The sequence below is a fragment of the Sphingorhabdus sp. SMR4y genome, from assembly GCF_002218195.1.
In the GTDB taxonomy this organism is placed as follows: domain Bacteria; phylum Pseudomonadota; class Alphaproteobacteria; order Sphingomonadales; family Sphingomonadaceae; genus Parasphingorhabdus.
Map to the genome: position 1 here is coordinate 1,639,006 of NZ_CP022336.1, position 24,756 is coordinate 1,663,761.

Sequence of the window (24,756 nt, forward strand, 5' to 3'; positions counted from 1 at the left end):
TGATATTGCGGCTCAGGGACAAAAAGAGTAGGTCCCGAGCGGAACGTGAACGTCCGGTCGGTACCATCAGGCCGACCACAGCATATGCGGAGACAAGATTTGGCTGACCAGAACGACAATGATCTAGAATTTTCCGAACGGGAAGCTCTGCTTTTTCACTCCCATGGTCGTCCAGGGAAAATCGAGATTATTGCCTCCAAGCCGATGGCGACCCAGCGCGATCTCAGCCTCGCCTATTCGCCAGGCGTCGCCGTTCCGGTTCGCGCAATCGCCGAAGATCCGTCGAAAGCCTATGACTATACCGCCAAGGGCAATCTGGTCGCGGTGATCTCCAACGGCACCGCGATTCTCGGTCTCGGCAATCTTGGCGCCCTTGCGTCCAAGCCGGTGATGGAAGGCAAGGCGGTATTGTTCAAGCGTTTCGCCGATGTCGATTCGATCGATCTGGAACTCGACACCGAGGACGCAGACGCATTCATCAACGCCGTCCAGCTGATGGAACCGAGCTTTGGCGGTATCAATCTGGAGGATATTGCCGCGCCCGACTGTTTCATCATCGAACAGACATTACGCGACCGGATGAATATTCCGGTCTTCCATGATGACCAGCATGGCACAGCGATTATCGCCGCCGCCGGGATCATTAACGCCTGCCTGCTCACCGACCGCAAGGTCGAGGATATCAAGGTCGTGGTCAACGGAGCGGGTGCCGCTGCCATAGCCTGCGCGTCGCTGATCAAGAGCCTCGGCGTGCCTCACGACAATCTGACCATGTGTGACCGGACCGGCGTCATCTATCGCGGCCGCGACGATGTCGACCAGTGGAAATCGGCCCATGCGATAGACACCGAGGCACGGACGTTGACCGATGCGCTTGCCGGTGCCGACTGTTTCCTCGGCCTGTCCGCCGCCGGCGCGCTGAAGCCGGAAATGGTCAAGGACATGGCCCCGCAGCCGATCATCTTTGCCATGGCCAATCCCGATCCGGAAATCACCCCGCCCGACGCCAAGGCGGCGCGCCCCGACGCGATCATTGCGACCGGACGATCCGACTATCCCAACCAGGTTAACAATGTCATCGGATTCCCCTTCATTTTCCGCGGAGCGCTGGATGTCCGGGCCACCCGGATCAATGAAGAGATGAAGGTCGCGGCAGCCCACGCCATTGCCGAGCTGGCGCGCGAGCAGGTTCCGGAAGAAGTGGCCGCCGCCTATGGTGGAAAAGCGCCCAGCTTCGGTGTCGATTACATCATTCCTGCTCCCTTTGATCCGCGGCTGATGGACGTGGTATCCGCTGCTGTCGCCAAGGCCGCCATGGATAGCGGCGTGGCCCAGAAGCCGATCGAGGACCTCGACGCCTACCGGCAGAGCCTAAAGGCACGACTCAATCCGACCACCTCGGTGCTCACGCAGGCCTATGAAGCCTGTCGCATGTCTCCGAAACGCGTCATATTTGCCGAGGCGGAAGAAGCCGTCGTGTTGCGGGCAGCGATCCAGTTCCGCGATGGCGGCTATGGTACGCCGGTTCTGGTCGGACGCGAAGATCGCGTTCGCCAGCAGCTTGCCGAACTGGGCGTCAGCGATCCGGACAGCTTCGAGGTTCACAACAGCCGCAACAGTCCGCTGGTCCCCGACATGGTCTCCATGCTCTATGACCGTCTCCACCGTCGCGGCTTTATGGAGCGCGACATCAAGCGCATGGTCAATCAGGACCGCAATATCTTTGGCTCCGCACTGCTCGCCATGGATCAGGGCGATGCGATGATTACCGGCGTGACCCGGCCCTATTCGCAGACCTTCCGCGACGTTGCCAAGGTGATCGACGTAGAGAAGGGCCGGACGGCCCTGGGCATCCATGTCATGGTCGGTCAGCATCACACGGTGTTCATGGCCGATACGACGGTCAACGAGCGGCCGACGGCGCATGAGCTGGCTGATATCGCCGAGCAGACGGCTGCTGTGGCCCGGCAAATGGGGCACGAGCCGCGGGTTGCCTTCCTCAGCTATTCGACCTTCGGCAATCCCGAAGGCCGCTGGCTGGAAAATCTGCGGGAAGCCGTGGCGCTGCTCGACCAGCGTCGCGTCCCGTTTGAATATGAAGGCGAGATGGCGCCGGACGTTGCCCTCAACCCGAAGCTGATGAGCAATTACCCGTTCAGCCGCCTGTCCCAGCCAGCCAATGTTCTGGTCATGCCGGGCCTGCAATCGGCCAATCTTTCGGCGAAACTGCTGCGCGAACTGGGCGGCGATTCGGTCATCGGGCCGATGCTCGTCGGTCTGGAAAAGTCGGTCCAGATCGCCACCATGGCATCCACGGCATCGGAACTGGTGACGCTCGCGGTTCTCGCCGCCAGCGGCATCGCCAAATAGCGGCGCCAAATAGCGGCCGGCTGGTGCGGGCCGCGCCAGCGAAGCGGCTAAGGCCGGGTGGGATCGTTGCTTGCGCCTTGCGCACCAGGGGCGCCCACCGCGCCGATATTGCCGAACAATTCCTCGAAGAAGGAGCGTTCGCGGCCCAGCGTCGGCGTCTTGTCGCCATCCGGGCTGATGCTTGCAACCAGCTCCAGACCGGTGCGATCGACCGAGGCGACATTGCCGTCGGCGTCGAAAATCACGCGCATCACCTGCTGTTCACGCGGGCGCGGGTTGTTGAAACCATATTGGCGGGTGTCGCGGGACAGATAATACCAGGTATTATCGTCAAACTGGCCGGTAAAGGTCGGCCGGCCGAGCGAAGCTTCCACCGACTGGCGATTGTCGACGCCTGCCTGGACGGCAGACATCAGCACCTCGTCGGCGATATAGCCCTGATGGCCCCGCACCTGCGTGCAACCGGCGATCGTCATCGTGCCGGCCACTAGCCCAAGCCACAGACTGTATTTTTTGATATTGCCGGCCATCAAACTCATTCTCCACTATCCCGCCAGCACCGTATCGGTGCCCGACTTGTCATCGCCCATTGCATCTCGCGTCATAAATATCAATATGCCCTGTATCCAGACTTAACAACCGGCCCGATCGTCCATAAACCTGCGATCCAACCAGCGGAACCAGCAATGTCCTTTTTCAGCAAGATTTTTACCCGTGATAACCCGAACGCAAAGATGCAGCCATTATATAATGCGATTGTCGGCGAGGGGCGGCAACTGGCCTGGTATGAAGAGGGCCAGGTGCCCGACACTATCGACGGCCGGTTCGACATGATTGCGGCGATATTCTCGCTGGTGCTGGTCCGTCTGGAAAAGGACGAGGCACGCGGTCAGGACATTGCCTGGCTGACGGAAATTTTCATCAGCGACATGGAAGGCCAATTGCGCCAGATCGGCATCGGCGACATGGTCGTGGGCAAGCATGTCGGTCGCATGATGGGCGCGCTTGGAGGCCGGGTTGGCGCCTATCGTGACGCGCTGGAAAAGGACGCGGATCTCAGGGACGCGATCATCCGCAATATGTTCCGTGGTGAAAAACCCGGTGATCGGGCACTGGATTTTCTCGCCAGCCGGCTGGCGGCCTATCACGCCGCGCTGGGTCAATGCAGCACCGACACCATCATCGCCGGACAATTGCCGGCCAGCGGAGCGCCCGCATGATCGACAAGCCGGAATTTTCCCATATCGTCAGACTGTCGGAAATCGGCTCCGTGGCACGCACCGGAACTCTCAGCGCGAGCGCGGAAGAACGTGGCCAGCTGGCGCAGCGCTTTGACCTGCCAAAAATCAACACGCTGGAGGCCAGCTATCGCCTCGAGGCCGGCGACAATCGCATCGGCTTTACCGGACGGCTGGAATCGGACCTGCAGCAGCGCTGCGCAATCACCGGGGAAAGCTTTCAGGTAAGGCTTCGCGAAGATTTCGATATTGCCTTTGTCCCGGAACTGGAAATCGGCAGCGCGGACGAAGAGATCGAACTGACCGAAGACGATTGCGACATTATCGAATATGAAAACGGCCAACTCGATCTCGGTGAAGCCATTGCCCAGACACTCTATCTCGCGCTCGATCCCTTTCCGCGCGGCCCCAATGCCGACGCAGTTGCGCAGGAAGTTCTCAAATCGGAAGAAGAAGCCGGTCCCTTTGGTGCGCTCGCCGCGCTGAAGGACAAACTGCCCTAGACCGTCTTCTTGTCATCCTTGCGCGCTGCCGCATTGGTCAACCGTTTCTGCAATCCGTTCAGCCGCTGCTTACTGGTGATCTTGCTGCCGAGCAGGTCGGTGATATAAAAAGTGTCCACCGCCCGCTCGCCATAGGTGGCGATATGCGCGCTGTGCACGGTGACCTTTGATTCGAACAGCGCATAGGCCAGTTCGTTGAGCAAGGCCGGGCGATCCTGGGCATTGACCTCGATGACGGTAAACCGGTTGGACGCCTCGTTATCGACCAGCGCGAAAGGCGTGATCTGGAAAGCTTCTGCCCGGGAATGGGCCAGTGGACGCGCTTCCAGCTTGGTGGAAAGCTTGGCCCGATTGGCCAGGGCATCCTCCACCGCCTGCTTGATCCGCTCCAGCTGCGCCTTTTCCGAAAAGGCCTTTCCGTGGGGATCCTGCACCAGAAAATTGTCCAGCGCCATGCCGTCGCGGGTGGTGTGGATGCGTGCGTCGATGATATTGCCGCCCGAGACATGAATACCGCCGGCTATCCGGTAGAATAGTCCGGGATGGTCAGCGGCATAGACGGTGACCATCGTCGCGCCCCGTTCGGGATAGACATCCGCGAAAATTGTCAGATCCGTATCCCCCGCCTCGAGAACCAGCTGGGCATTCTGGACAATGATATCATCCGGCTCGGCGATCCAGTAGGCATCGGTAAATCGCTGGGCCAGCTTGTTGAATGTGGCTTCCGGCAGTTTCAGCGCCTCGGCCAGTACCGCCTTTTTCTCCTCGACCCGCTCCTTGCGGCCGCGCTGTTTGTGGCCAAGCAGCAACATTTCCTGCGCGGCTTCGAACAGATCGGTCAGCAACTGCCGTTTCCAGCTGTTCCACACGCCAGGTCCCACCGCGCGAATGTCGACAACGGTCAATACGGTGAGCTGGCGCAGCCGTTCGACGCTCTTCACCTGGCTGGCAAAATCCTGGATGGTCTTGAAATCCGAAAGGTCCCGCTTGAAGGCGACCGCCGACATCAGCAGATGATTGCGGACCAGCCAGGCAACCAGTTCGGTTTCATGCGGCTTGAGACCCAGCCGCGGACAGAGTTTCATCGCCACTTCCGCACCCAGCACGCTGTGGTCACCACCGCGTCCTTTGGCGATATCGTGCAACAGGGTCGCGACGAATATCACTCGCCGGTTCTGGAGCTTCTCCATCGTCGCGGTGCTGTTCGGATGATCGTCCGCAAGGTCGCCCCGTCCGATCTTGGCGAGCAGGCCGATAGCCCGGATTGTATGCTCGTCGACCGTATAATGGTGGTACATATCGAACTGCATTTGCGCCACAACCCGGCCAAAGTCGGGGATGAAGCGGCCGAAGATGGCGGCTTCGTTCATCCAGCGCAACACCAGTTCGGGATCGCGCGGCGAGCAGAGCACGTCCAGAAACAGCTTGTTGGCCCGCGCGTTTTTGCGGACCTTATTGTCGATCAGCTTGGCGTCCCGGCGCGCAGCCCGCATCGCCATGGGATGCACTTCCAGTTCATATTTGTCGGCGAGCCAGAAAATCTCCAGCAGCCGCAGCGGATCTTCCTCGAAAAATTCGTCACGGGGCAAGGCCAGACGGCCGCGATCGAGCACGAAACCCTTGAGTTTCTTTGGTTTGCGAGTCAGCGAAGGCAGGAAACGGCGCACCCCGGCATTGTGGGTTTCATCAAGATGAGCGAGGAAAACACCGGTCAGATTGCCGACGACTTTCGCGTTCAGGAAATAATATTGCATGAACCGCTCGACCGACGATTTGCCGGGCCGGTCGGCAAAGCGCATTCGGCGTGCCACTTCGGGTTGCAGGTCAAAGGTCAGACGGTCTTCCGCCCGACCTGTAATGTCATGCATGTGGCAGCGCACCGCCCAGAGGAAATTGGCGGCCTTGCGAAAGCGCTTGAATTCGTCAGCGGTGAGCAGGCCGACATCGACCAGCTGTTCGGCGGAAGTTACCCGGTGGATATATTTGCCGATCCAGTACAGCGTCTGCAGGTCGCGCAAGCCGCCCTTGCCTTCCTTGACATTGGGTTCGACGACGTAGCGGCTGTCACCCATCTTCACGTGCCGGGCATCGCGTTCGGCCAGTTTTTCGGATACGAAAACACTGTCGGTGCCAGCGACAACATCGCTGAAAAAGCGCTGTTTGGCTTCTTCATAAACGCCGGTATCGCCCCAGATATAGCGCCCCTCCAGCAAGGCGGTCCGGATCGACAGATCCTCTTTCGCCATGCGCACCATTTCGTCAATCGAGCGGCTGCTCTGCCCGACCTTGAAACCGAGGTCCCAGAGCCAGTAGAGCATCGCCTCGACGGCCTGCTCGGTCCAGCTATTGGTCTTGTGCGGGGTCAGGAAAGCGATATCGACATCGCTGTGCGGTGCCATTTCACCGCGCCCATAGCCACCGACCGCCATCACCGCGATCCGCTCCCCCGACGACGGGTTGCTCACCGGATATTGATGATAGACCGCGATATCGTGGATCAGGCGAACCAGCTGGTCGACCAGAAAGGATTGCGCCGCCGCCATTTCGTGCCCGGCCGAGGGTTTCTTCAACAGCCGCTCGCTGATTTCCGCACGCCCGGATGCCAGCGCTTCCTGCAGGACCGGCAGGATCTTCTGCCGGGCCTTGGGCATGCCATGTTCGGCAATCAGCGCGTCGACCTCTTCCGCCAGCTCCCGGCGGTTGATGATATCCCGCTGCCGGACGATCCGTTTGGCCGGATCTGCCGGCGCCGCCGGAATATCAGCGCGTATATTCATCCCGTCGCATCCAGTTCGTCACGATGCTTTTTCGCCAGCACGATTTTCGCGATTTTCGCGGTGCCCAGTTTCGGCAGCGGCTCGTCATACTGCCAGACATGGACGGGAAGCTTGAACGGTGCGAGCTGGTGCTTGAGAAATTCCATCAGCTCTTCGTCGGTCAGGCTGTGTCCGTCCTTGGTGTGGTAGACAAGAGCCGGCACTTCCCCGAAACGCTCGTCAGGCACGCCGAAAATACAGGCTTCGGCCACTGCCGGATTGGCATAGACCGCCGCTTCCACTTCCTGGCAGCTGATATTCTCGCCGCCACGGATGATGATCTCTTTCTTGCGGTCGACAATGAACAGATAGCCCTCGGGATCGAGATAGCCGATATCTCCGGTGCGGAAATAGCCGTCGTCGGTGAAAGCCTCTTTCGTTGCTTCCTCGTTGTTCCAGTAGCCGGTGAAATTGGCAGCGGTGCGGATACAGACTTCGCCGCGCTCGCCCTGCGGCATCTTGTTGCCATCATCGTCGAGGATTGCGACATCGACAATCGGCGGCGTAGCCCGGCCGGTACTGTCCGGCTTGGCAAGATAATTTTCATTCTGGTTGGAACAACCGACACCGTTGGTTTCGGTGAGGCCATAGCCGATCACCGGATAGCCATCGCCCATCTTCTCCTTGATCCGGCGGACATGTTCGACCGGACGCGGTGCACCGCCAGCGGCCATGGTGACACAGCTGCTGAGATCATATTTGTCGAAATGCGGGTGGGAATAGATTTCCATGCTCATCAGCGGCACGCCGACAAAATAGGTCACGCGCTCTTTCTCGATCAGGCGCATCGCCTCTTCCGCGTCCCATTTGTTGAGGAACACCAGCTTGCGGCCGATCGCGTAGCTGACCAGCACCAGCGGCACCGAAGCGGTCACGTGGAACAGCGGCACACAGACCATCGCGGTCGGCTGTCCCTCGGGCATCTTGCCCTGTTTTTCCATGATATGCACCAGTACCAGCACGGTACCGACGAAGCTCATGGCGCCCTGTACCACCGAGCGATGCTCGGCATAGGCGCCCTTCGAGCGGCCGGTCGAGCCGGAGGTGAACAAAATGGTCGCATTGTCTTCCGGCGCCATCTGCGGCAGTGGCGTTTCCGCGCCGCCGCCTTTTTCCAGCACGATTTTCAAGCCTTCGAGCGGCGGCTTGTCATGTTCGAAGATCAGAAGCTCGGCGCCGTGATCGCGCCTGGATTCCACCAGACGCTGGGCTCTCTGGTAATCGGCAAAAACATAGGAGCAGCCGACATCCTCGATGCCGTCAGCCAGTTCGTCGCCTTGCCACCAGCCGTTCAGCTTGGTCGAAACGCCGCCGGCCATGGTGATTGCCATGTCGAGAATGACCCAGTTGGCCGAATTGCGCGCGGCAATGCCGATCCGGTCGCCCTTCTGGACGCCATAGCCCTCGACGAGACCGCCGGCCAAAACACGGGCCGCTTTATAGGTATCGCCGAAGGTCAGGCGAATATCGCCATCGACCAGAAATTCCTTGTCCGCGTGCTCATTGCAGAAATAGGCGAAATAGTCCGACACATTCTGTGGCGCGTTTTTGAAGATCGGCATGTCGACGCCGTATTTGTTGATCGTGTCCAGTTCCAGCAACTGCCCGGGCTGGGTCAGCGCTTCCAGCGTTTTGTCGATCACCAGGTCCAGTTCAGAGGTGGCCATAATTCAAGTCTCCCGTTGTTCCCTCTTGGTAAAGGGGAATTTCCCTTTATATGGACAGGAAACCACGCGGGGAAAAGAGTTGATTGATATTATCTTGGCCAATGCGGCACAGTTTACCCAGTTTACAGAGCTTGGCCTGTCTCCCAATGCGCTCGATCTCGGATTTTTCCAGCTCAAATGGTATTCGCTGGCCTATCTTGCCGGCATATTGATCGGCTACTGGTATTTGACCAAATTGGTCGACCAGCCGGGCTCGCCGATGGCCCGCCGCCATGCCGATGACATGATCTTCTGGGCGACGCTTGGCATCATTGTCGGCGGCCGGCTTGGCTATGTGTTCTTCTACGCTCCGGAAATCCTGCTCGAACCAGTCAGGATCTTGCAGGTCTGGAACGGCGGCATGTCCCTGCACGGCGGCACGCTCGGTGTGGTACTCGCCCTGTGGTGGACCGCACGACGGGAGAAACTCGATTTTCTGCGGATGTGCGACTATATCGCCTGCGTCATTCCCTTCGGCCTGTTCTTCGGCCGACTGGCCAATTTCGTCAACGGCGAGCTTTGGGGGCGGGCTACCGACGTGCCGTGGGCCATTGTCTTCCCGATGGGCGGCGATGTCGCCCGTCATCCCAGCCAGCTTTATGAAGCAGGCCTGGAAGGTATTCTCTATTTCATCATTCTCTCGCTGCTTTTCTGGAAGACCGACGCCCGTTATCAGCCGGGCAAGCTGGTCGGCACCGGCCTGCTGGTATACGGATTCAGCCGCTTCTTCGTCGAATTTTTCCGCCAGCCGGACGCCCAGCTTACCTGGCTGGTCGAGCAATCGGGCTTCAGCATGGGCCAATGGCTGACGGTGCCGATGATATTGCTCGGCGCGTGGCTGGTGTTCACTGCGAAGGGCCGGCGGGTACGCGTCGAACCGGTTGCCGGAGACAAGAGCGTTGCCTGACGGCACCAAAGCGGACCTTCCCAGCGCAGCGCATATCATCGCGGACAGGATTGACCGCGAAGGGCCGATCCCGCTCGGCGACTATATGGCGATCGCCAATGACCATTATTATGCCAGCAAGGACCCGCTCGGCGAAGAGGGCGACTTTGTCACGGCTCCGGAAATCAGCCAGATGTTCGGCGAAATCATCGGCATCTGGCTGGCTGATCTGTGGTTGCGCAAGGGATCGCCCGGCCCTTGTCATTATGTCGAACTGGGCCCGGGACGCGGCACTCTGGCGAAAGATGCGCTGCGTTCCATGCGGAAATTCGGCTGCGATCCATCGGTCCATTTTGTCGAGACCAGCCCGGTACTGAGAGCCCGGCAGGCCGCGTTGCACCCCGACGCCACATGGCATGAGGACATGGCCAGCCTGCCGGAAGACGGGCCGTTGCTGGTCGTCGCCAATGAATTTTTCGACGCGCTGCCGATTGAGCAGTTCATTGCGACATCGGCGGGTTGGCGGCGGCAAATGGTCGCGCGGGATCGCAGCAAATTTGTTGCTGTTCCCAGCGAGGACGTCGCCGAGGAACGGGTTTCCGGGAGCATGAGCGGTTTCCCAGATGGCACGATCCTCGAGCGTTCGCCGGTCAGCGTGAAACTGTTGGGCGAAATCGCCAGCCGGCTGACGAAACAGGGCGGGCCCCTGCTGATCATCGATTATGGTTATATACGCCCAGGAACCGGCAGCACCCTGCAGGCCGTGAAGGATCATTTGCCGATAAGCCCGTTCGACAGTCCCGGAGCCTCTGATCTGACCGCCCATGTCGATTTTCACACATTGGCCAATATCGCGCGCACGCGGATGCTGAAAACACACGGGCCCTCTGAACAGGGGCAGTGGCTAAAATCGCTGGGAATAGACCAGCGCGCCGAGGCGCTGATGGCGGCGTCTCCGAAAGAAATCGACAATATTCTGGCTGCCCATCAACGGCTCACCCATGTGGACGAAATGGGCCGGCTGTTTCAGGTGATGGCGGCAACCTCCCTCGACTGGCCGGATCCCGAAGGGTTCAGCTACGGCGAGGAATAAGGGGGGGGGGGGGTGCCAGACCGCTAACCCACCCACTCGGCAACTTCAGTGGCCACTGTGTTGGCGGCCCGGTTCAAGCCCTCACCGACCGGATTGGGCTCGGCGGCAAAGACTTTTTCACTGGCCTGAAAGCGCTTTTTCTCAACCGGCTTGTCGGCAACCATTTTCACCGCGTCATAGGTGACGGTCACGGTCAGGCTGGGACCGTCGAGACCGAAATCAATCAGTTCGCCGGTAATGTAGGTTTGCGCATTTCCGCCTGCCTCCGTAGCCGTGAGCACCAGCCGGTTGTTATTGGCAGCGATCGTTTCGCTGAGCAGATCCTGAAACAGCCGGGCCGGCTTGTCGACCCACACGGCGTCTTTCAGATAGGCAATCCCCGTGCCAGTGGTCTGCACCGGCACCCGGATCGTGTTCAGCTTTTGCGGCGCGGCGGGCAAGGCCACCACCAGTGATCCGGTCTGCGGCCCGCTCCGCACAGCTCCGGCCGAGAGTCTCTGGTCCGGCGACAGCGTCAGCAGCGAGGGTGGCGGTTCAGCGCCACCGAAGCTGACGCAAGCGCTCAGCGCGGCAGTCATCGCCAGCAGGCCGACGGCTTTCCAGATTGTGCTCATCATCTCGGCCCCTTCATTTTTCTGGCTCGTAATCCGGCAGCGCCGGTGCCGAGAGCAGGGACCCTGCCCCGCCCTGATCCAGCCGGTCGGTCACGTTGGTCAAGGACTTGGTCAGAGCCTGCATATCTTCAACCAGCTGATCGATTTCCGGCAACGTCTTTTTCGAGAAACGCTCCGCTCCAGGCTGTGCATTTTTCAGCACTCCTTCCAGCGCCAGCAGACTTCTGGAAGCGGAATCCAGCGTGGTGGCGAGATTTTTTGCTACAGGCTCGCCATTGTTGGTGAGGAAAGCGTTGGTGTTGTCGGCCACCAGCCCCAGCTTTTCGGCCGTCTGCCCCGCATTGCGGATGGCAATGCGCGACTCCTCCATCAGCGCCTCCAGTCCCGGCGCCTGTTTGGCCAGGCTGCCGGTCAGCTTGTCGGTATTGGCCAAGATGCCGGTGATCGATTTCTGGTTCTCGTCCGATAACAGCAGCGTCAGCCGGTCGGTCAGAGTCGCCAGTCGCTCGACCACCAAAGGCGCGCTGTTGAGCAATTCGCCCAGCGCACCCGGCTTGGTCGGGATCACCGGCACCCCTTCAGGCCCGAGATCGGTAATCGGTGGCGCGCCCTTCTTGGCGCCATCAAGCTGAATATTCGGCGGTGCGGTAAAGCTGACGCTCTGGATCGTGGCCGTGGTGCCTTCCAGGATCGGCGTATCTTCGCTGACCGCTATACGGACGCGCACAAAATTCGGATCTTTCTTCCACAGCTCGACCTTGAGCACCTGTCCGGAGGGCACACCGGCGAAGGTGACGCCGGTTCCCGAAGCCAGTCCGCCGACAGACTGGGCAAAGAAGATGTCATATTCCTTCGTTGTCCCGTCGCCGAAGCGGACGATCCACACGAGGAAGGCGGCCACAAGGGCCAGCATCGCCAAAGTGACAACACCGACAAGGATATGGTTGGAGCGCGTTTCCATCTATTTCACCTTTATGACGAGCCGTGCCGCCAGCTGCAACAATTCTCTGACCCGCTTCACCATTCTCATCACCGCACCTGCTTTCCGGCGGATGCCATCCGGCCGCGCGGGCCGTTGAAATATTCCTGGATCCAGGGATGATCGAGCGCCAACAGTTCGTCGATCGTACCGACCGCGATAACCTGCTGATCAGCCAGTACGGCAACCCGGTCGCAAATGGCGTGCAGCGTGTCCAGATCATGAGTGATCAGAAAGACCGTCAGCCCGAGAGTCTGTTGCAATTCCTTGGTCAGCTTGTCGAACGCGGCCGCGCCGATCGGATCCAGCCCGGCGGTCGGTTCATCGAGAAACAGCAATTCCGGATCGAGCGCCAGCGCCCGCGCGATGCCGGCCCGCTTGCGCATTCCGCCCGACAGTTCCGAGGGAAATTTCGGGGCGGCGTCGGGCGACAGTCCGGACAGGCAGACCTTGTATTTGGCCACCTCACGCCGGAATTCGCGATCCATGTCCGGATAGAATTCACGGATCGGCACCATCACATTTTCCGCCACGGTCAAGGTCGAGAACAGGGCACCGCCCTGAAACAGCACGCCCCATCGCTTGCGAATCTCGATCGTCTCGGCGTCGGACTTGCCCAATATCGGTTCGCCGAACACCTTGATCTCGCCTTCCTGCGGCGTCTGCAGGCCAATGATAGAACGCATCAGTACCGATTTACCGGTACCCGAGCCGCCAACCACGCCGATGATTTCGCCGCGCTTTACATCGAGATTGAGATTATCGTGGACGACCTGCTCGCCAAATGCATTGCGCAGGCCGTGGACACTGACGATCGGGCCTTCATAATCGGGGTCATAGGCGATGGTTTGCGAATCGAGCATCAGTCCCATCCGATCCAGGTAAAGAAGACCGCGAAAAAGGCGTCGAGCACGATAACGAGGAAGATAGCCTGAACCACTGCCGCGGTGGTCCGCTTGCCGACATCTTCGGCATTGCCCTTGACCTGCATACCTTGATAGCAGCCGGTGACCGCGATGATCGCACCGAAGACCGGCGCCTTGACAAGCCCGACATAGACGTCCGTCAGCGGCACGACCTCACGGATGCGGGCAAAAAAGGTTGCCGGGGGAATGTCCAGCTCGACCCAGCTGAGCAGGCCGCCGCCAATGATCGCGACAATCGAGGCGTAAAAGCCGAGCAGCGGCAGCATCACGATGGCCGCGATGAAGCGCGGCAGCACCAGCGCTTCGATCGGTGACACCCCGATTGTCCGCATCGCGTCGATTTCCTCGGTCAGCTTCATCGTGCCGATTTGCGCGGCAAAGGCGGACCCCGAGCGGCCTGCAACCATGATCGCCGTCATCAGCACGCCCAGTTCGCGCAAGGTCAGTCGGCCGACGAGATTGACGGTGAACACTTCCGCACCAAATTGCCGCAGTTGCACCGCGCCCTGTTGTGCAATCACCAGACCGATAAGGAAACTCATCAGCCCGATAATCCCGAGCGAGCGAACACCGACAACGTCGAAACGCTGGATCACCGCATTCCATCTTATATTGCCGGGATGCCGGACGAGTCGCAGAAATCCGATCATGATCGCGCCGAAAAAGCCGATCAGTCCGGTCATCGTGGTGAAGGCTACGGTAGTGGCCTCGCCAATTTCGCCGAGCACCCGGATGACCGGGCTGATCGGTTCCGGCCGGATATCTGTCGGCTGGTCGGCAGTGGCAACCGCGGCGATCAGCCGTTGCGCATCATCGTCAGCGCCAACAATCTCGGCGTGCCAGTCCCGTGCCGTGCGATGGATCAGCCATGCGCCGACGGTATCGACATAGCCGGTCGCGGCTATATCCAGCCGCTCCGCCTCGCCTTCATATTCCCGGAGCCGTTCGGGCAGATCACCGATGCTGGCGATCGACAGGTCACCGGAAAAATGCAGCGTAACCGCACCATCTTCGGCTGTCTCTTCGACAAAATCGCTCGGTATCGACATCGTATCCATAGGTGACTGAAATTGCGCCAAAGCTCAAGCGATTAAACGGCGCAAATATTTGGTGCATTTGTCAGCGGGCTGCTATGGACGGCGCGAACGGCAATATCGGGACGGCATGCAGACAATATCGCTTTACGACATGGACCGCACGATCACCGTGCGCGGAACCTACACACCGTTTCTCTTTCACATGGTCTTTGCCCTTGCGCCTTGGCGTCTGGTCTTTCTGCCGCTGCTGCCATTTGGCTTTGCCGCCTACGGGCTCAAGCTGATCAGCCGCGGGCAACTGAAGACGTTCAACCAGCAGATGCTGCTCGGCAACGCGCCGCAACTGTCGCTTCTGCAACCGCATATCGAGCGCTTCGCGGACAAGGTCCTGCGCTCCAACCGGCACAAAAAGGCGATTGAGCAAATCGAAGCGGACCGCGCGGAGGGACGCAAACTGGTGCTGGTAACCGCATCCTATGAACTTTATGCCGAGGCCATCGCCCGGCGCCTCGGCTTTGATCATCTGATCGGCACGCAACTGGAGATCGACGGCCTGGGCCGCGTGCTTCCCGTCATCCTCGGTGAGAATTGCTATGACGACGCCAAGATCGGCCGGATCGAGTCATTGTTCAAGCGACAGGGCTGGCAGCGCGCGGACGCCCATGTCCGGGCCTATTCCGATCATGTCAGCGACAAGGCGATGCTGGAATGGGCCGACGAGGCGATTGCGACAACGCCGACCCCCAAATTGCGCCGTCTGGCGGAGCAGCGCGGCTGGAAAATCGTCGACTGGCGCTGACCGGGCGACCCCGAATTCCCCAGAGCGAAGGGCCGAAGACTGATCCTGCCGCAGCCAGCAGGCTGATTTCCGGTGGACAAAGAAGCGGCGATAAACCAGATCGACCGAATTGCCCTTCATGGCCCGCTTTCGGAGATAACAAGACATGTCATTCACGCAGTTGCTCGTACCAACCTATACTCAAATGCTGAAGGCTCTCTGGGGCTGGTTCGAGAAGGCACAGGATCAAATGCCGGAAGCGGAAGCGAACGCGCTACTGTCCGCGCGCCTCGCGCCCGACATGTTTCCCCTGTCCACCCAAATCCGATTTGCCTGCGTGCAGGCGCAGGAAGCAATATTCCGTCTGCAAGGGGAAACATTTCCTCCTTCGCTAGGCGCGCTTGTCGATGAGGGACGCAACGCGGGACAACAGCCCGGTTCGTTCGCGGATGCAAAGGCGCGGATTGACGAGACCATCGCGTTGCTGGAAGGTCTGAGCCCCAGCGCGCTCGACACGGATCCGGGCGCCCCCGTCGCTCACGAACTTCCCAATGGCATGGTGCTCGATCTTACTGTGGAGCAATATGCCCGCGACTGGACGCTGGGCCAGTTCTATTTTCACCTGATGACCGCTTATGCGATATTGCGCCGAGAAGGGGTAGAACTCGGCAAGGCCGATTATATTCCGCACATGTTTCCCTATATTCGGCCAGACACGATCCCAGCTGACTGATCGTCCGGCTTCCGGGCGTGAGCGGACGGTTGACAGTCCCGCCCTTCCGTCGCAGGTGGCGCGGCATGGCAATTATCGCAACCATCATGAACAGCGCCACCGGTCAGCCGATCCAGAAGATGACCTTTGGCCGCATGCCCAAACCCTGGGCTTCCTTCATCCTCCAGAGCGGCGAACTGGTCACCGCCGAACGCATCGACGTCGGCACGCCGGCGCATGGCAAATTTGTCGCTCCGGTCTCGATCTGGGTCACTCCCAAGGCAGAGAAAGCCTGAGCGATGAGCGTTGCTTTCCGCAGAGAAGGTGATGACGAGCATCTCGAACCCAAGTTCGAACATCCGATTCCCGTCGGTCCCAATCTGGTGACCGCGCGCGGTCTGCAACTGATCAAGGACCGCGTGGCGGAATTACAGGCAAAGGTCGCTGCGCTGACCGACGACGAAGTTGCGCTGAAAATAGCCAAGCGGGACCTGCGCTACTGGAACACCAGGCAATCGACCGCGGAACTGCCGCCGGTGCCAGGCGGGGAGCGGGTCGAATTCGGCATCAGAGTGACTTTCCTGCTCAACGGCAAGGAAAAGACTCTTTCCATCGTCGGCGATGACGAGGCCGATCCGGCCAGCGCGCTGGTCTCCTTTTCCGCGCCGGTCAGCCGCGCACTGATGGGACTCGGAAAAGGAGAGCTTGCTGATTTTTCCGGTCGCGAGGATGCGATTGAAATCCTGTCGATCGAGCCGATTCCGCAGCCCTAGGATTGGCGGGGCCGGACAGGCAAAATTGACAGACACCCAAGTTTTTTAATTTTGTGACCTTTGCCTGAAAACCTCAAATTTCCAGGATATTCCCTTCACCAATCTGGTGGCTAGTGTGACCTTCCAGAAAGCATGGCCCCGCTCGGCCCGCTGCCGGTCACAAGCAATATCGCCCATGTCTCGTACGCAATGTCAAACAGCCGCTTCCAAGGATAAACGATCAGGCCCATTTTAGGAAAGCCCCAAGCTAGCCGACAAGGATCACTCTCAAGTCATTCACATTGGTGCCAGAAGGACCGGTCATCAATAGAGCCCCCGCCTTTTCGAAAGCCAGATAGCTATTGTCCTGTTCGAGCAATTCTCGCGCCTGCCCTGCCCCGCCCATCAGGTCCAATATCCCGGGCCACAAGTAGCCACCGGCATTGTCTTCCGAACCGTCTATGCCGTCGCTGTCGGCAGCAAAGCCGCAGATATCGGGCTCACCCTGCAATGTCAGGGCAAGGGCCAGCAGATAGGCGGTGCAGCGACCACCGCGACCATTTCGATTGCGCAAGGTCACCGTCGCCTCGCCGCCGGATATCAGGGCCGCCTTGCGACCACTCGCCTTGATCGCCAGCGCCTGTGCGGCATGATCGCACCCGAGTTCCAGCGCGTCGCCTTCCAGTGCGTCGCCGAGCATGATCGGTTCATAGCCCATGGCCGCGACCGCTGCGACCGCTGCCGCGCACATATCGGCCGGCCGGGCGCAGAGTTCGGTGGTTGCACGCTGCATTTTCGGGTCGTCGGCTTTAGGCGTTTCCAGTGCCCCGGAAGCGAGTTTTTCAGTCACCAGTGGCGGTAATATGATGTCATATCTGGCAGCTATCGCCAGTGTATCGGCGCAGGTCGAGCTGTCCACGACCGTAGGACCCGAGCCGATCATCGCGATATCGTCGCCGGGAATATCGGAAATGGCGATCATATGGGTCGCCGCTGGCCAGGCTCTCGCCGCCAGCCTTCCTCCCTTGATCGCCGAGAGATGTTTGCGGACCATGTTCATTTCGCTGATCGGCGCGCCGCATCCCAGCAGCGCCCGGGTGACGGCCTGTTTCTCGACCAGCGATATGCCCTCTGCCGGCGCGGGGAGCAGCGCGCTGGCACCGCCCGACATCAGCACCAGCAGCAGATCATCTGCGCCAAGCCCATCCGCCGCCTGCAATGCGCTTTGCGCTGCCTCCGCGCCGACGGAATCGGGGACCGGATGCGAGGCCTCGACAATCTGCAGATTGTCCGGCGCAAAGCCCGGCTGGACATAGCCCTGACGCGTGACGATCAAGCCATCGACATTTTTCGGCAGGCGATCGAGAATGGCAGATGTCATCTGGCTGGCTGCCTTGCCGATCGACAGCAGATAGGTCCGGCCGGGCACTTGCGGCCACTCGACATCGCGCATGGCATTGACGGGCAACGCGGGTTGCAGCGCCTGGAAATAGAGATCTTCTAAAAAAGCTTTTATTGAATCGGGATTTGTTGTTTGATGCACTGCACAATAAGGGCCCGATTGTTCGGCCGGGGTCAAGAAGATTTTCGGAGTGACAGAAGCAACCATGAACGATCGCGCCACTATCGACCATCTTCTGCAACGGCTGACGGCGCATCTGGGTGCGGTCTATCCCGATCATGATTGCGAGGCGCTGGCCGGACGCATTGTCGACCTGTTCTGGCCCGACAAGAGCAAGATGATCCCGCGATCGGAAATCGCCGACAAGCATTTGTGGGACGAGAGCGATATCGCGATGATCACCTATGGCGGCACGATTCGCTCGGATGGCGAGCGGCCGCTGCGGACGCTGCACCGGTTTCTGAAGCAGCATATCGGGCAGACCATTGGCGCCGTCCATATCCTGCCGTTTTTTCCCTATAGCTGTGATGACGGGTTCGGGGTGATCGACTATCTTTCGGTCGACGAAGAGCTGGGCGACTGGTCCGACATCGAAGCCATTGCCGGTGATTATCGGCTGATGGGCGATCTGGTGATCAATCACGGATCGAGCAAATCCGTCTGGTTTCAGCAATTTCTGTCCGATGAGGCTCCCGGCAAGGATTATTATTATACCGCCGATCCGGCCGCCGACCTCGGGCAGGTGGTGCGTCCGCGCGCGCACCCGCTGCTGACGCCGTTTCGCACCGTGTCCGGTGACCGCCATGTCTGGAGCACGTTCAGCAGCGACCAGCTGGATTTCGATTTCACCAATCCCGAACTGCTGCTTGAATTTGTCAAGATCATCGCCGCCTATATCGAGCATGGCGTGCGGATATTCCGGCTCGACGCGGTTGCGTTCCTGTGGAAGAAAATCGGCACGCCCTCAATCAATCTCGACGAAACGCACGAGATCATCCGGCTCCTCCGGACGCTGATGGACCACCATGCGGAGACACTGATCATCATCACCGAGACCAACATTCCCAATCACGAGAATCTGACCTATTTCGGCAACCAGAACGAAGCGCATGTCATTTATAATTTCTCGCTGCCGCCGCTGCTGGTCCACGCGCTGCTGACCGGTAACGCCCTCTATCTGAAGCGGCTGACGCGAAGCAATCCACCGGCGCTGACCGGCTGCACCTACCTCAATTTTACCGCCAGCCATGACGGGATCGGCTTGCGCCCGACCGAAGGGGCGCTGCCGCAGGGCGAGGTTGACCAGATGCTGGCCACTATCCAGAGCTTTGGCGGGCGCGTGTCGATGCGGCGCGGACCGGGCGGAACCGAGAAACCCTATGAAATGAACATCTCCTTTTTCGAGGCGATGCAGGGCACGCTGGACGGACCGGACGAATATCAGATCGACCGGTTCATGGCAGCGATGGCAATCATGCTGGCGCTGGAAGGAATTCCGGCCATCTATATCCACAGCCTGCTGGCGACGCCGAACGGCTATGAAGATGTCAACCGGACCGGGCATAACCGGTCAATCAACCGCTGCCAGTTGGACTATGACAGGATCACCGCGAAACTGGTCGATCCGGAAGCCGTCGAGGCGCAGGTCTTCTCGCGTTTCCTCGCGCTGGTCGAGACCCGCAAGCAGCAGCCGGCTTTTCACCCCAATGCGGTGCAATTCACGCTGGCGCTGCCCGAGGGGCTATTCGGCATCTGGCGCCAGAGCCGCGAACGGACGCAGAGCATTTTCGCCATTACCAACGTGACAAACGAAGAAAAGACGCTGTCGCTGGCGGATATCAATCTGATCGCGGGGGACCGCTGGTGGGATCTGATTTCCGGCCATATCATCACCGATATCGAAGGTGATTTCAGCCTGTCGCCCTATCGCACCGTCTGGTTCAGCAACGTCGCGCCCGACCCGGGCTAGTCCTCGTTGTCGAGCCGGACCGCTTCCTTGAACCGGTCGGTGAAATCCGGAATGGCGCTGTTGATCCGGTTCCAGTTGGCCATGAAGGGCGTTTCGTTCGGTGATTCGAGAAAGACTTCCCCAGCGGTCATGATATTTTGCGCGAACAGTTCAACCGTCGTTTCTTCCTCGTGCCGGTCGAGCGTCAGGCCGTTCATCACCGCGTCATTGTAGAAGGTCTCGATTCTGTCGAGTGCAATCCGGAAATAGGTCGCTTTCAGCGTGCGGAAGGTACCGGAGGAAAAGACCTGACCATCGGTTGCCAGCTTGCGGAACAGCGATTTGGTGATGTCGATGCTCATCTTCGACAGACCGCCTTCGGGATTGTCGTGCGAAACCGACTGGTGCTTGTGGTCGTAATTGTCGGCAATCTCGACCTGGCAGATCGACTGGGTCGACTGGTTCCGCCACACTTCGGACAGGACGCCGACCTCCAGACCCCAGTCGGACGGGATGCGGATATTCTTCACCACCTGACGCCCCATCGCGAATTCGCCGGCCAGCGCGTAGCGGAAGCTGTTCAGATAGGTGATATAGTCGTTCGGTTCGCAGACTTTCTTCAACGCGGCGAGCAGGGGCCCGATCAGCAGGCGGACGACCCGACCGTTGAATTTCTCCTCGGTTGTTCGGGCATAATAGCCTTTGGAGAAAACATAGGGAAAAGTGGGATTGGCAACCGGATACATCAGCCGCGCGAGCAATTCGCGGTCATAGGTCAGGATGTCGCAATCGTGCAGCCCGACCACTTGCGCATTGGTGGCGGAGAGGAAATAGCCGAAGCAGAACCAGACATTGCGACCCTTCCCCGGTTCCGCCGGCGAGAGGCCACATTCCTTCAGTTCGGCGTCGAGCGCGGTCAGCCGCGGGCCGCTGTTCCAGAGGATATGATGGCGTTGCGGCAGGCGCGAAAAATATCGCTTCGCATATTCGAACTGTTCCTTGTCAGCCCGGTCGAGGCCGATGATGATGTCGTCAAGATAGGGCACCTTGCACAGTTCATCGACGATATTTTCGAGCGCCGGGCCTTCCAGTTCGGAGAACAGGCTGGGCAGAACCAGAGCCATGGGATTGGCTTTGCGAAAGCCCATCAAATCGGTCTCCAGCGATTCGACCGAGCGATCGGACAGATTGTGGAGAGTGGAAATTGAACCGTTTTGATGAAAGTCAGCCATAGATGTCCCTGTGATTGCGGAGAGACGAGCCTAATCAGCTTTCGGGAATGTTTAAACCCAATTCTGCCAGAATTTCTGTCACCGCGGTCACCCAGCCCGCTGGTCCCGGCACCGGAGCGGTGCGGACGGCGGGCCTGGTCGAAATGATGGTAACGCCTTGCGGATTGGGCATGATCACCCCGAAATCGGCCGCCTCGATCATCGCCAGATCATTGGGCCCGTCGCCGAGAGCGATCGAAACGAGGTCGCAATCGGGCTTGTGTCCGGCGATCGTTTCGATGATCTGTGCCATCGCCTGCTCCTTGGTCGCGTGGCCGGTCAGATGATAAAATCGTCCGCCGCGCTGAATCCGCAGGCCGGATTCGGCGACGATCGTAGCGAGCGTTTCCAGCTCGCCGTCAGTACCGGACCAGAGGAAGGGTTCTGTTGCTTGCCGGTCTTTCGCGCGCCGCGCGTCATCGACGGCCAGCCCGGTGGCGTCGACAACCTCGTGCACCGACATGTCGGCAAAACCGCGAAAATGGCGGCGCAGAGAGCCGGGCATTTTTCCGATCTGATCGAGTATCGCCGGATAGGCCATGCCCAGCGTAAGCCTGCCGGATCGACCATCATCGCCCGGAAAGTAGCTGTCGGGACCATGGATAACCGAACCGTTTTCCGTCACGCAGAGCGAGAAAGGAAGCGGAATTTCCCGCTGCAGGCAGAGCAGTTCCGCGTGGGTCTTGCTGGTGACCGGAATGATTTCCGCGAGCGACTGTCTGGAAAGGCTTGCAGCCAGCGCATCGGCCGGCTTCGCCGAATAGCTGTGATGGTCGAGCAGCGTGCCATCCAGGTCGGTGAATATCACAGGGTAGACGGGTCGCTTTGTCATGACCGCGATATAGCATTCCGGCCGAAACCGGAAAGCGCTAATCTGGAGAAGCGTTCAGTCTGCGATCAAACCGCCGCCAGCGCCTGGTCGAAATCGGCGATCAGGTCGTCCGGATCCTCGACACCGATAGAAATGCGCACCAGATTGTCGGTGATGCCGAGCGCGGCACGGCGTTCGTCGGGGACCGAGATATGGGTCATTGCGGCTGGCAGGCTGGCCAGCGTTTCGGTACCGCCGAGACTCACCGCCAGCTTGGCGATCTTCATCGTGTCTAGAAAACGGAAGGCCTCCGCTTCGCCGCCCTTGATAAACAGGGAGAAAGTCGAACCGGCGCCGCTGCAATGGCGGTCGTAAATATCCTGCTGGCTCTTGTTGTCGATAAATCCGAGATAGCCCAGGCCCTCGACCTTGGGATGGTCGCGCAGGAAGGCGCAAACCTTTTCGGCATTTTCGCCCGCCCGGGTCATCCGCAGTTCCAGCGTCTCGAGGCTGCGCATCAGCATCCAGGCGGTATTGGGGTCGCAGATTGTGCCGATTGTGTTCCGGATCGCGCGGATCGGATCCATATGCGCCTTGCTGCCGAGTACGCCACCGGCAACCAGGTCGCTGTGGCCGCCGACATATTTGGTCAGGCTGTAGATGACGATATCCGCGCCATGTTTGAGCGGCTGCTGCCAGAGCGGGCCAAGGAAAGTATTATCGATGGCGATTGGCGGCGCGTTATCGGTGCCGAAGACCTGGCGCCGTGCATCGGCAACGCCCTCGATATCGACCAGAGCGTTGGTCGGGTTGGCCGGGCTTTCAAGATAGATGATCGCGACCTTGCCGCCATTGGCCGCCGCCTGTGCTTTCGCCTGTTCAAGCAAACTGGCGACTTCGGACGGGCTCGCGCCGGCGGGGAAGTCGAGGAAGGTGACGCCGAAACGCCCGAGAATCTTGTTGATCAGCGTTTCGGTCGCGGCATAGAGTGGGCCGCTGTGGACGACGACATCGCCCTGGTTGACGTTGGCCAGCAGCACCGTGGTGATCGCCGACATGCCGCTGGAAAACACAAGCGCATCTTCCGCCTCGTCCCAGACGCTCAGCCGGTCTTCGAGAATTTCCTGATTGGGTCCGTTGAAGCGCGAATAGACGAGACCGTCCGAACCGCCGGGACGTTTTCCCGTGATCCCCTCGAAGAAGCGCTTGCCGGCGGCGGCATTTTCAAAGGCGAAGGTCGAGGTCAGGAAAATCGGCGGCTTGAGCGCGCCTTCGGACAGTTCCGGATCATAGCCGTGCCCCATCATCAGGGTCGCCGGTTTCAGCTTGCGGCCGCCGATTTTCTCGATCGGCGCCTTGGGCATGCGGCGCGTGACCGGGACGGCTGCGTTGGGATCATCTTGCTTGGCCATATTCTGTCTCTCCACATCAATATATTTGCATGAAGTCTTGCCCGAAAATCTAACTGGTTACAACGGAAACCATCCAGATGCAGCCGATTATGATCGGAATGCCGGCGAGGTCGAGCAGCAGGCCGGATTTCAGCATTTTCGGCAGCTCGATATGGCCGGTCGACCAGGCAATGGCATTGGGGCCGGTGCCGCTGGGCAGCATGAAGCCCCAGCTCGCCGCCATCGCCGCAGGGACCGCGAGCAATACCGGATCGACTCCGGTGGCAAGGATCAGGCTGGCGACCACCGGCATGATGCCGCTGGCGGTGGCAACATTGGAGGCAAATTCAGTGACCAGGATGACCAGCGCGACCAGCGCGATGGCGATGACCAGCACCGGCACCGATTTCAGCGGTTCGAGCGCGCCGCCCAGCCAAGTTGCCAGCCCGGATTCGATGATTCCCGCCGCCAGCGCGAGGCCGCCGCCGAACAGCATGATCACGCCCCAGGGCGCCTTGTCGGCTTCGTTCCAGTTGAGCAGCGGCCGCCCGGTGCCGTCTGGCAGCGAGAAGAGCAGCAGGCCACCGAAAATGGCGATGCTGCCATCGTGCAGGGCGCCTTCCGGAAAAATTGCCTTGAGCTGCGGCAGGAACAGCCAGCCGAGCACGACAATCGCGACGACCGGGACGAGGCGTTTTTCCGGCACGGTCCACGGCCCCGGCGAGCCGATGGCCAGCTTTGCCTTGACCCCGTCGAAACTGTGCTGCCCGACCTTTTGCACGACAATCAGGATGGCCGCGAGAACCGGGATGCCGATGACCACAATTGGAATACCGAATTTCAGCCAGCTGAGGAAATTGAGGTCCATGCCCAATGTCTTGTTGATCAGACCGGCGGCAATCGCGTTGGTCGGGCTGCCGACGAGAGTCCCCAGCCCGCCGATCGACGCGGCAAAGGCCACGCCCATGATCAGGGCACCGGCAAAACCGTCGGTCTCGCCTTCCTTGACGCCGCCGGCGACCAGCACAGCCAGCGCGATCGGGATCATGATCAGGGTCGAGGACGTGTTGGAAATCAGCATGCTGAGCAAGGCCGTGGCGATCATGAAGGCGAATAATATGCCCCAGGCGGTCTTGCCGGACAGGCCGATAATCGCCAGCGCCAGCCGCTTGTGCAGGCCGACGCGCTCGATAGCCAGCGCCAGAAAGGCACCGCCGAGAATCAGGAACAGGATCGGCGAATAATATTGGCTGGCGGTTTCGCCCACTGTCATCACATCCAGTGTCGGCAGCGCTAGAAAAGGCAGCAAGGCCGTCGCGGTCAGCGGGATCGCCTGGGTCATCCACCAGGTCGCCATCAGCAGGGTCAGCGCGGCGACGTGCCAGGCGGGCGTCGACATGGCTTCCGGAGCCGGAACCAGCAGCATGGCGACAAACCCGGCGAGCCCCGCCCATAGACCGATGCGTTGTGCGTTCATGCTCTCTCCCGTTCCCCCGTTCTGCCAGTCTGCGCTGGGGTGACCG

General features: G+C 59.9%; 22 protein-coding genes. 10 read left to right on the forward strand and 12 right to left on the reverse strand.

Going from position 1 to position 24,756, the window contains the following annotated elements; translation table 11 throughout:
• Positions 1–99: 99 nt before the first annotated feature.
• The gene (locus SPHFLASMR4Y_RS07745; RefSeq protein ID WP_089133021.1) at positions 100–2,370 is read left to right on the forward strand and encodes an NADP-dependent malic enzyme; all 2,271 of its coding nucleotides are present in this window, start codon (positions 100–102) and stop codon (positions 2,368–2,370) included.
• Positions 2,371–2,417: 47 nt separating this feature from the next.
• On the opposite strand, the gene SPHFLASMR4Y_RS07750 is transcribed toward SPHFLASMR4Y_RS07745, so the two are convergent.
• Positions 2,418–2,909 carry an outer membrane protein assembly factor BamE gene (locus tag SPHFLASMR4Y_RS07750; protein WP_089133022.1) on the reverse strand — a complete coding sequence of 164 codons (492 nt, stop codon included), beginning with the start codon at positions 2,907–2,909 and terminating at the stop codon, positions 2,418–2,420.
• A gap of 147 nt (positions 2,910–3,056) precedes the next feature.
• Here SPHFLASMR4Y_RS07750 and SPHFLASMR4Y_RS07755 point away from each other — a divergent pair, with 147 nt between their 5' ends.
• Positions 3,057–3,590 (forward strand): ubiquinol-cytochrome C chaperone family protein, encoded by a 534-nt coding sequence (locus SPHFLASMR4Y_RS07755; RefSeq protein WP_145955481.1) that lies wholly within the window; start codon positions 3,057–3,059, stop codon positions 3,588–3,590.
• Positions 3,587–4,111, forward strand: a complete 525-nt coding sequence (locus SPHFLASMR4Y_RS07760) for a YceD family protein (RefSeq protein ID WP_186266081.1) — start codon at positions 3,587–3,589, stop codon at positions 4,109–4,111. Before SPHFLASMR4Y_RS07755 ends, SPHFLASMR4Y_RS07760 begins: the two co-directional genes overlap by 4 nt.
• Here the strand turns inward: SPHFLASMR4Y_RS07760 and SPHFLASMR4Y_RS07765 are convergent.
• Positions 4,108–6,888: a [protein-PII] uridylyltransferase gene (locus SPHFLASMR4Y_RS07765; RefSeq protein WP_089133024.1), complete on the reverse strand. Its 2,781-nt coding sequence runs from the start codon at positions 6,886–6,888 to the stop codon at positions 4,108–4,110. The two genes, SPHFLASMR4Y_RS07760 and SPHFLASMR4Y_RS07765, sit on opposite strands and share 4 nt — an antisense overlap.
• On the reverse strand, positions 6,885–8,594 hold the full coding sequence (locus SPHFLASMR4Y_RS07770) for a class I adenylate-forming enzyme family protein (RefSeq protein WP_089133025.1): 1,710 nt from the start codon (positions 8,592–8,594) through the stop codon (positions 6,885–6,887). The genes SPHFLASMR4Y_RS07765 and SPHFLASMR4Y_RS07770 overlap by 4 nt, the downstream gene beginning before the upstream one ends.
• Positions 8,595–8,673: 79 nt before the next feature.
• On the opposite strand from SPHFLASMR4Y_RS07770, the gene lgt reads away from it, so the two are divergent.
• Together lgt and SPHFLASMR4Y_RS07780 are read left to right on the forward strand one after the other, a co-directional pair.
• Positions 8,674–9,540 (forward strand): prolipoprotein diacylglyceryl transferase, encoded by an 867-nt coding sequence (lgt, locus tag SPHFLASMR4Y_RS07775; protein ID WP_260807118.1) that lies wholly within the window; start codon positions 8,674–8,676, stop codon positions 9,538–9,540.
• A complete protein-coding gene (locus SPHFLASMR4Y_RS07780; RefSeq protein WP_260807119.1) occupies positions 9,533–10,612 on the forward strand; it encodes a class I SAM-dependent methyltransferase in 1,080 nt (359 codons plus the stop codon). Before lgt ends, SPHFLASMR4Y_RS07780 begins: the two co-directional genes overlap by 8 nt.
• A gap of 23 nt (positions 10,613–10,635) precedes the next feature.
• Here SPHFLASMR4Y_RS07780 and SPHFLASMR4Y_RS07785 read toward each other — a convergent pair whose 3' ends face one another.
• From SPHFLASMR4Y_RS07785 to SPHFLASMR4Y_RS07800, 4 genes are all read right to left on the reverse strand, one after another.
• Positions 10,636–11,229, reverse strand: coding sequence for an ABC-type transport auxiliary lipoprotein family protein (locus SPHFLASMR4Y_RS07785; protein WP_089133026.1), 594 nt, complete (start codon positions 11,227–11,229; stop codon positions 10,636–10,638).
• Between the two features lie 10 nt (positions 11,230–11,239).
• The gene (locus SPHFLASMR4Y_RS07790; protein ID WP_089133027.1) at positions 11,240–12,187 is read right to left on the reverse strand and encodes an MlaD family protein; all 948 of its coding nucleotides are present in this window, start codon (positions 12,185–12,187) and stop codon (positions 11,240–11,242) included.
• Between the two features lie 68 nt (positions 12,188–12,255).
• Positions 12,256–13,068: an ABC transporter ATP-binding protein gene (locus tag SPHFLASMR4Y_RS07795; RefSeq protein ID WP_313906767.1), complete on the reverse strand. Its 813-nt coding sequence runs from the start codon at positions 13,066–13,068 to the stop codon at positions 12,256–12,258.
• Complete coding sequence (locus tag SPHFLASMR4Y_RS07800; RefSeq protein WP_089134767.1) at positions 13,068–14,180, reverse strand: MlaE family ABC transporter permease; 1,113 nt, start codon at positions 14,178–14,180, stop codon at positions 13,068–13,070. Before SPHFLASMR4Y_RS07800 ends, SPHFLASMR4Y_RS07795 begins: the two co-directional genes overlap by 1 nt.
• Positions 14,181–14,241: 61 nt before the next feature.
• Here SPHFLASMR4Y_RS07800 and SPHFLASMR4Y_RS07805 point away from each other — a divergent pair, with 61 nt between their 5' ends.
• From SPHFLASMR4Y_RS07805 to SPHFLASMR4Y_RS07820, 4 genes are all read left to right on the forward strand, one after another.
• Complete coding sequence (locus SPHFLASMR4Y_RS07805) at positions 14,242–14,967, forward strand: HAD family hydrolase (protein ID WP_313906768.1); 726 nt, start codon at positions 14,242–14,244, stop codon at positions 14,965–14,967.
• Between the two features lie 145 nt (positions 14,968–15,112).
• A complete protein-coding gene (locus SPHFLASMR4Y_RS07810) occupies positions 15,113–15,679 on the forward strand; it encodes a DUF1993 family protein (RefSeq protein WP_089133029.1) in 567 nt (188 codons plus the stop codon).
• 65 nt (positions 15,680–15,744) lie between these two features.
• Entirely contained in the window at positions 15,745–15,954 is a 210-nt protein-coding gene (locus tag SPHFLASMR4Y_RS07815) for a hypothetical protein (protein WP_089133030.1), read from the forward strand.
• Between the two features lie 3 nt (positions 15,955–15,957).
• The gene (locus SPHFLASMR4Y_RS07820; protein ID WP_089133031.1) at positions 15,958–16,431 is read left to right on the forward strand and encodes a GreA/GreB family elongation factor; all 474 of its coding nucleotides are present in this window, start codon (positions 15,958–15,960) and stop codon (positions 16,429–16,431) included.
• A 247-nt stretch (positions 16,432–16,678) separates the two neighbouring features.
• Here the strand turns inward: SPHFLASMR4Y_RS07820 and SPHFLASMR4Y_RS07825 are convergent, their stop codons facing one another.
• Positions 16,679–17,953 (reverse strand): glycerate kinase, encoded by a 1,275-nt coding sequence (locus SPHFLASMR4Y_RS07825; protein ID WP_186266082.1) that lies wholly within the window; start codon positions 17,951–17,953, stop codon positions 16,679–16,681.
• A 49-nt stretch (positions 17,954–18,002) separates the two neighbouring features.
• Here SPHFLASMR4Y_RS07825 and SPHFLASMR4Y_RS07830 point away from each other — a divergent pair, with 49 nt between their 5' ends.
• Complete coding sequence (locus SPHFLASMR4Y_RS07830; RefSeq protein ID WP_222102956.1) at positions 18,003–19,781, forward strand: sugar phosphorylase; 1,779 nt, start codon at positions 18,003–18,005, stop codon at positions 19,779–19,781.
• Here SPHFLASMR4Y_RS07830 and SPHFLASMR4Y_RS07835 read toward each other — a convergent pair.
• From SPHFLASMR4Y_RS07835 to SPHFLASMR4Y_RS07850, 4 genes are all read right to left on the reverse strand, one after another.
• Complete coding sequence (locus SPHFLASMR4Y_RS07835; RefSeq protein WP_089133034.1) at positions 19,778–20,992, reverse strand: glycosyl transferase; 1,215 nt, start codon at positions 20,990–20,992, stop codon at positions 19,778–19,780. The genes SPHFLASMR4Y_RS07830 and SPHFLASMR4Y_RS07835 overlap by 4 nt on opposite strands.
• A gap of 34 nt (positions 20,993–21,026) precedes the next feature.
• The gene (locus tag SPHFLASMR4Y_RS07840) at positions 21,027–21,863 is read right to left on the reverse strand and encodes an HAD-IIB family hydrolase (protein WP_089133035.1); all 837 of its coding nucleotides are present in this window, start codon (positions 21,861–21,863) and stop codon (positions 21,027–21,029) included.
• A 65-nt stretch (positions 21,864–21,928) separates the two neighbouring features.
• Positions 21,929–23,254 (reverse strand): cystathionine gamma-synthase family protein, encoded by a 1,326-nt coding sequence (locus tag SPHFLASMR4Y_RS07845; protein ID WP_089133036.1) that lies wholly within the window; start codon positions 23,252–23,254, stop codon positions 21,929–21,931.
• A gap of 49 nt (positions 23,255–23,303) precedes the next feature.
• On the reverse strand, positions 23,304–24,710 hold the full coding sequence (locus SPHFLASMR4Y_RS07850) for an SLC13 family permease (protein ID WP_089133037.1): 1,407 nt from the start codon (positions 24,708–24,710) through the stop codon (positions 23,304–23,306).
• Between the last annotated feature and the right edge of the window lie 46 nt (positions 24,711–24,756).

What these genes read in the sequence shown, in the direction of transcription:
- SPHFLASMR4Y_RS07750 (WP_089133022.1), bottom strand. Translation starts at nt 2,909, where the DNA reads ATGAGTTTGATGGCCGGCAATATCAAAAAATACAGTCTGTGGCTTGGG.
- SPHFLASMR4Y_RS07755 (WP_145955481.1), top strand. Translation starts at nt 3,057, where the DNA reads ATGTCCTTTTTCAGCAAGATTTTTACCCGTGATAACCCGAACGCAAAG.
- SPHFLASMR4Y_RS07760 (WP_186266081.1), top strand. Translation starts at nt 3,587, where the DNA reads ATGATCGACAAGCCGGAATTTTCCCATATCGTCAGACTGTCGGAAATC.
- SPHFLASMR4Y_RS07765 (WP_089133024.1), bottom strand. Translation starts at nt 6,888, where the DNA reads ATGAATATACGCGCTGATATTCCGGCGGCGCCGGCAGATCCGGCCAAA.
- SPHFLASMR4Y_RS07770 (WP_089133025.1), bottom strand. Translation starts at nt 8,594, where the DNA reads ATGGCCACCTCTGAACTGGACCTGGTGATCGACAAAACGCTGGAAGCG.
- SPHFLASMR4Y_RS07785 (WP_089133026.1), bottom strand. Translation starts at nt 11,229, where the DNA reads ATGATGAGCACAATCTGGAAAGCCGTCGGCCTGCTGGCGATGACTGCC.
- SPHFLASMR4Y_RS07790 (WP_089133027.1), bottom strand. Translation starts at nt 12,187, where the DNA reads ATGGAAACGCGCTCCAACCATATCCTTGTCGGTGTTGTCACTTTGGCG.
- SPHFLASMR4Y_RS07795 (WP_313906767.1), bottom strand. Translation starts at nt 13,068, where the DNA reads ATGCTCGATTCGCAAACCATCGCCTATGACCCCGATTATGAAGGCCCG.
- SPHFLASMR4Y_RS07800 (WP_089134767.1), bottom strand. Translation starts at nt 14,180, where the DNA reads ATGTCGATACCGAGCGATTTTGTCGAAGAGACAGCCGAAGATGGTGCG.
- SPHFLASMR4Y_RS07810 (WP_089133029.1), top strand. Translation starts at nt 15,113, where the DNA reads ATGTCATTCACGCAGTTGCTCGTACCAACCTATACTCAAATGCTGAAG.
- SPHFLASMR4Y_RS07815 (WP_089133030.1), top strand. Translation starts at nt 15,745, where the DNA reads ATGGCAATTATCGCAACCATCATGAACAGCGCCACCGGTCAGCCGATC.
- SPHFLASMR4Y_RS07820 (WP_089133031.1), top strand. Translation starts at nt 15,958, where the DNA reads ATGAGCGTTGCTTTCCGCAGAGAAGGTGATGACGAGCATCTCGAACCC.
- SPHFLASMR4Y_RS07835 (WP_089133034.1), bottom strand. Translation starts at nt 20,992, where the DNA reads ATGGCTGACTTTCATCAAAACGGTTCAATTTCCACTCTCCACAATCTG.
- SPHFLASMR4Y_RS07840 (WP_089133035.1), bottom strand. Translation starts at nt 21,863, where the DNA reads ATGACAAAGCGACCCGTCTACCCTGTGATATTCACCGACCTGGATGGC.
- SPHFLASMR4Y_RS07845 (WP_089133036.1), bottom strand. Translation starts at nt 23,254, where the DNA reads ATGGCCAAGCAAGATGATCCCAACGCAGCCGTCCCGGTCACGCGCCGC.
- SPHFLASMR4Y_RS07850 (WP_089133037.1), bottom strand. Translation starts at nt 24,710, where the DNA reads ATGAACGCACAACGCATCGGTCTATGGGCGGGGCTCGCCGGGTTTGTC.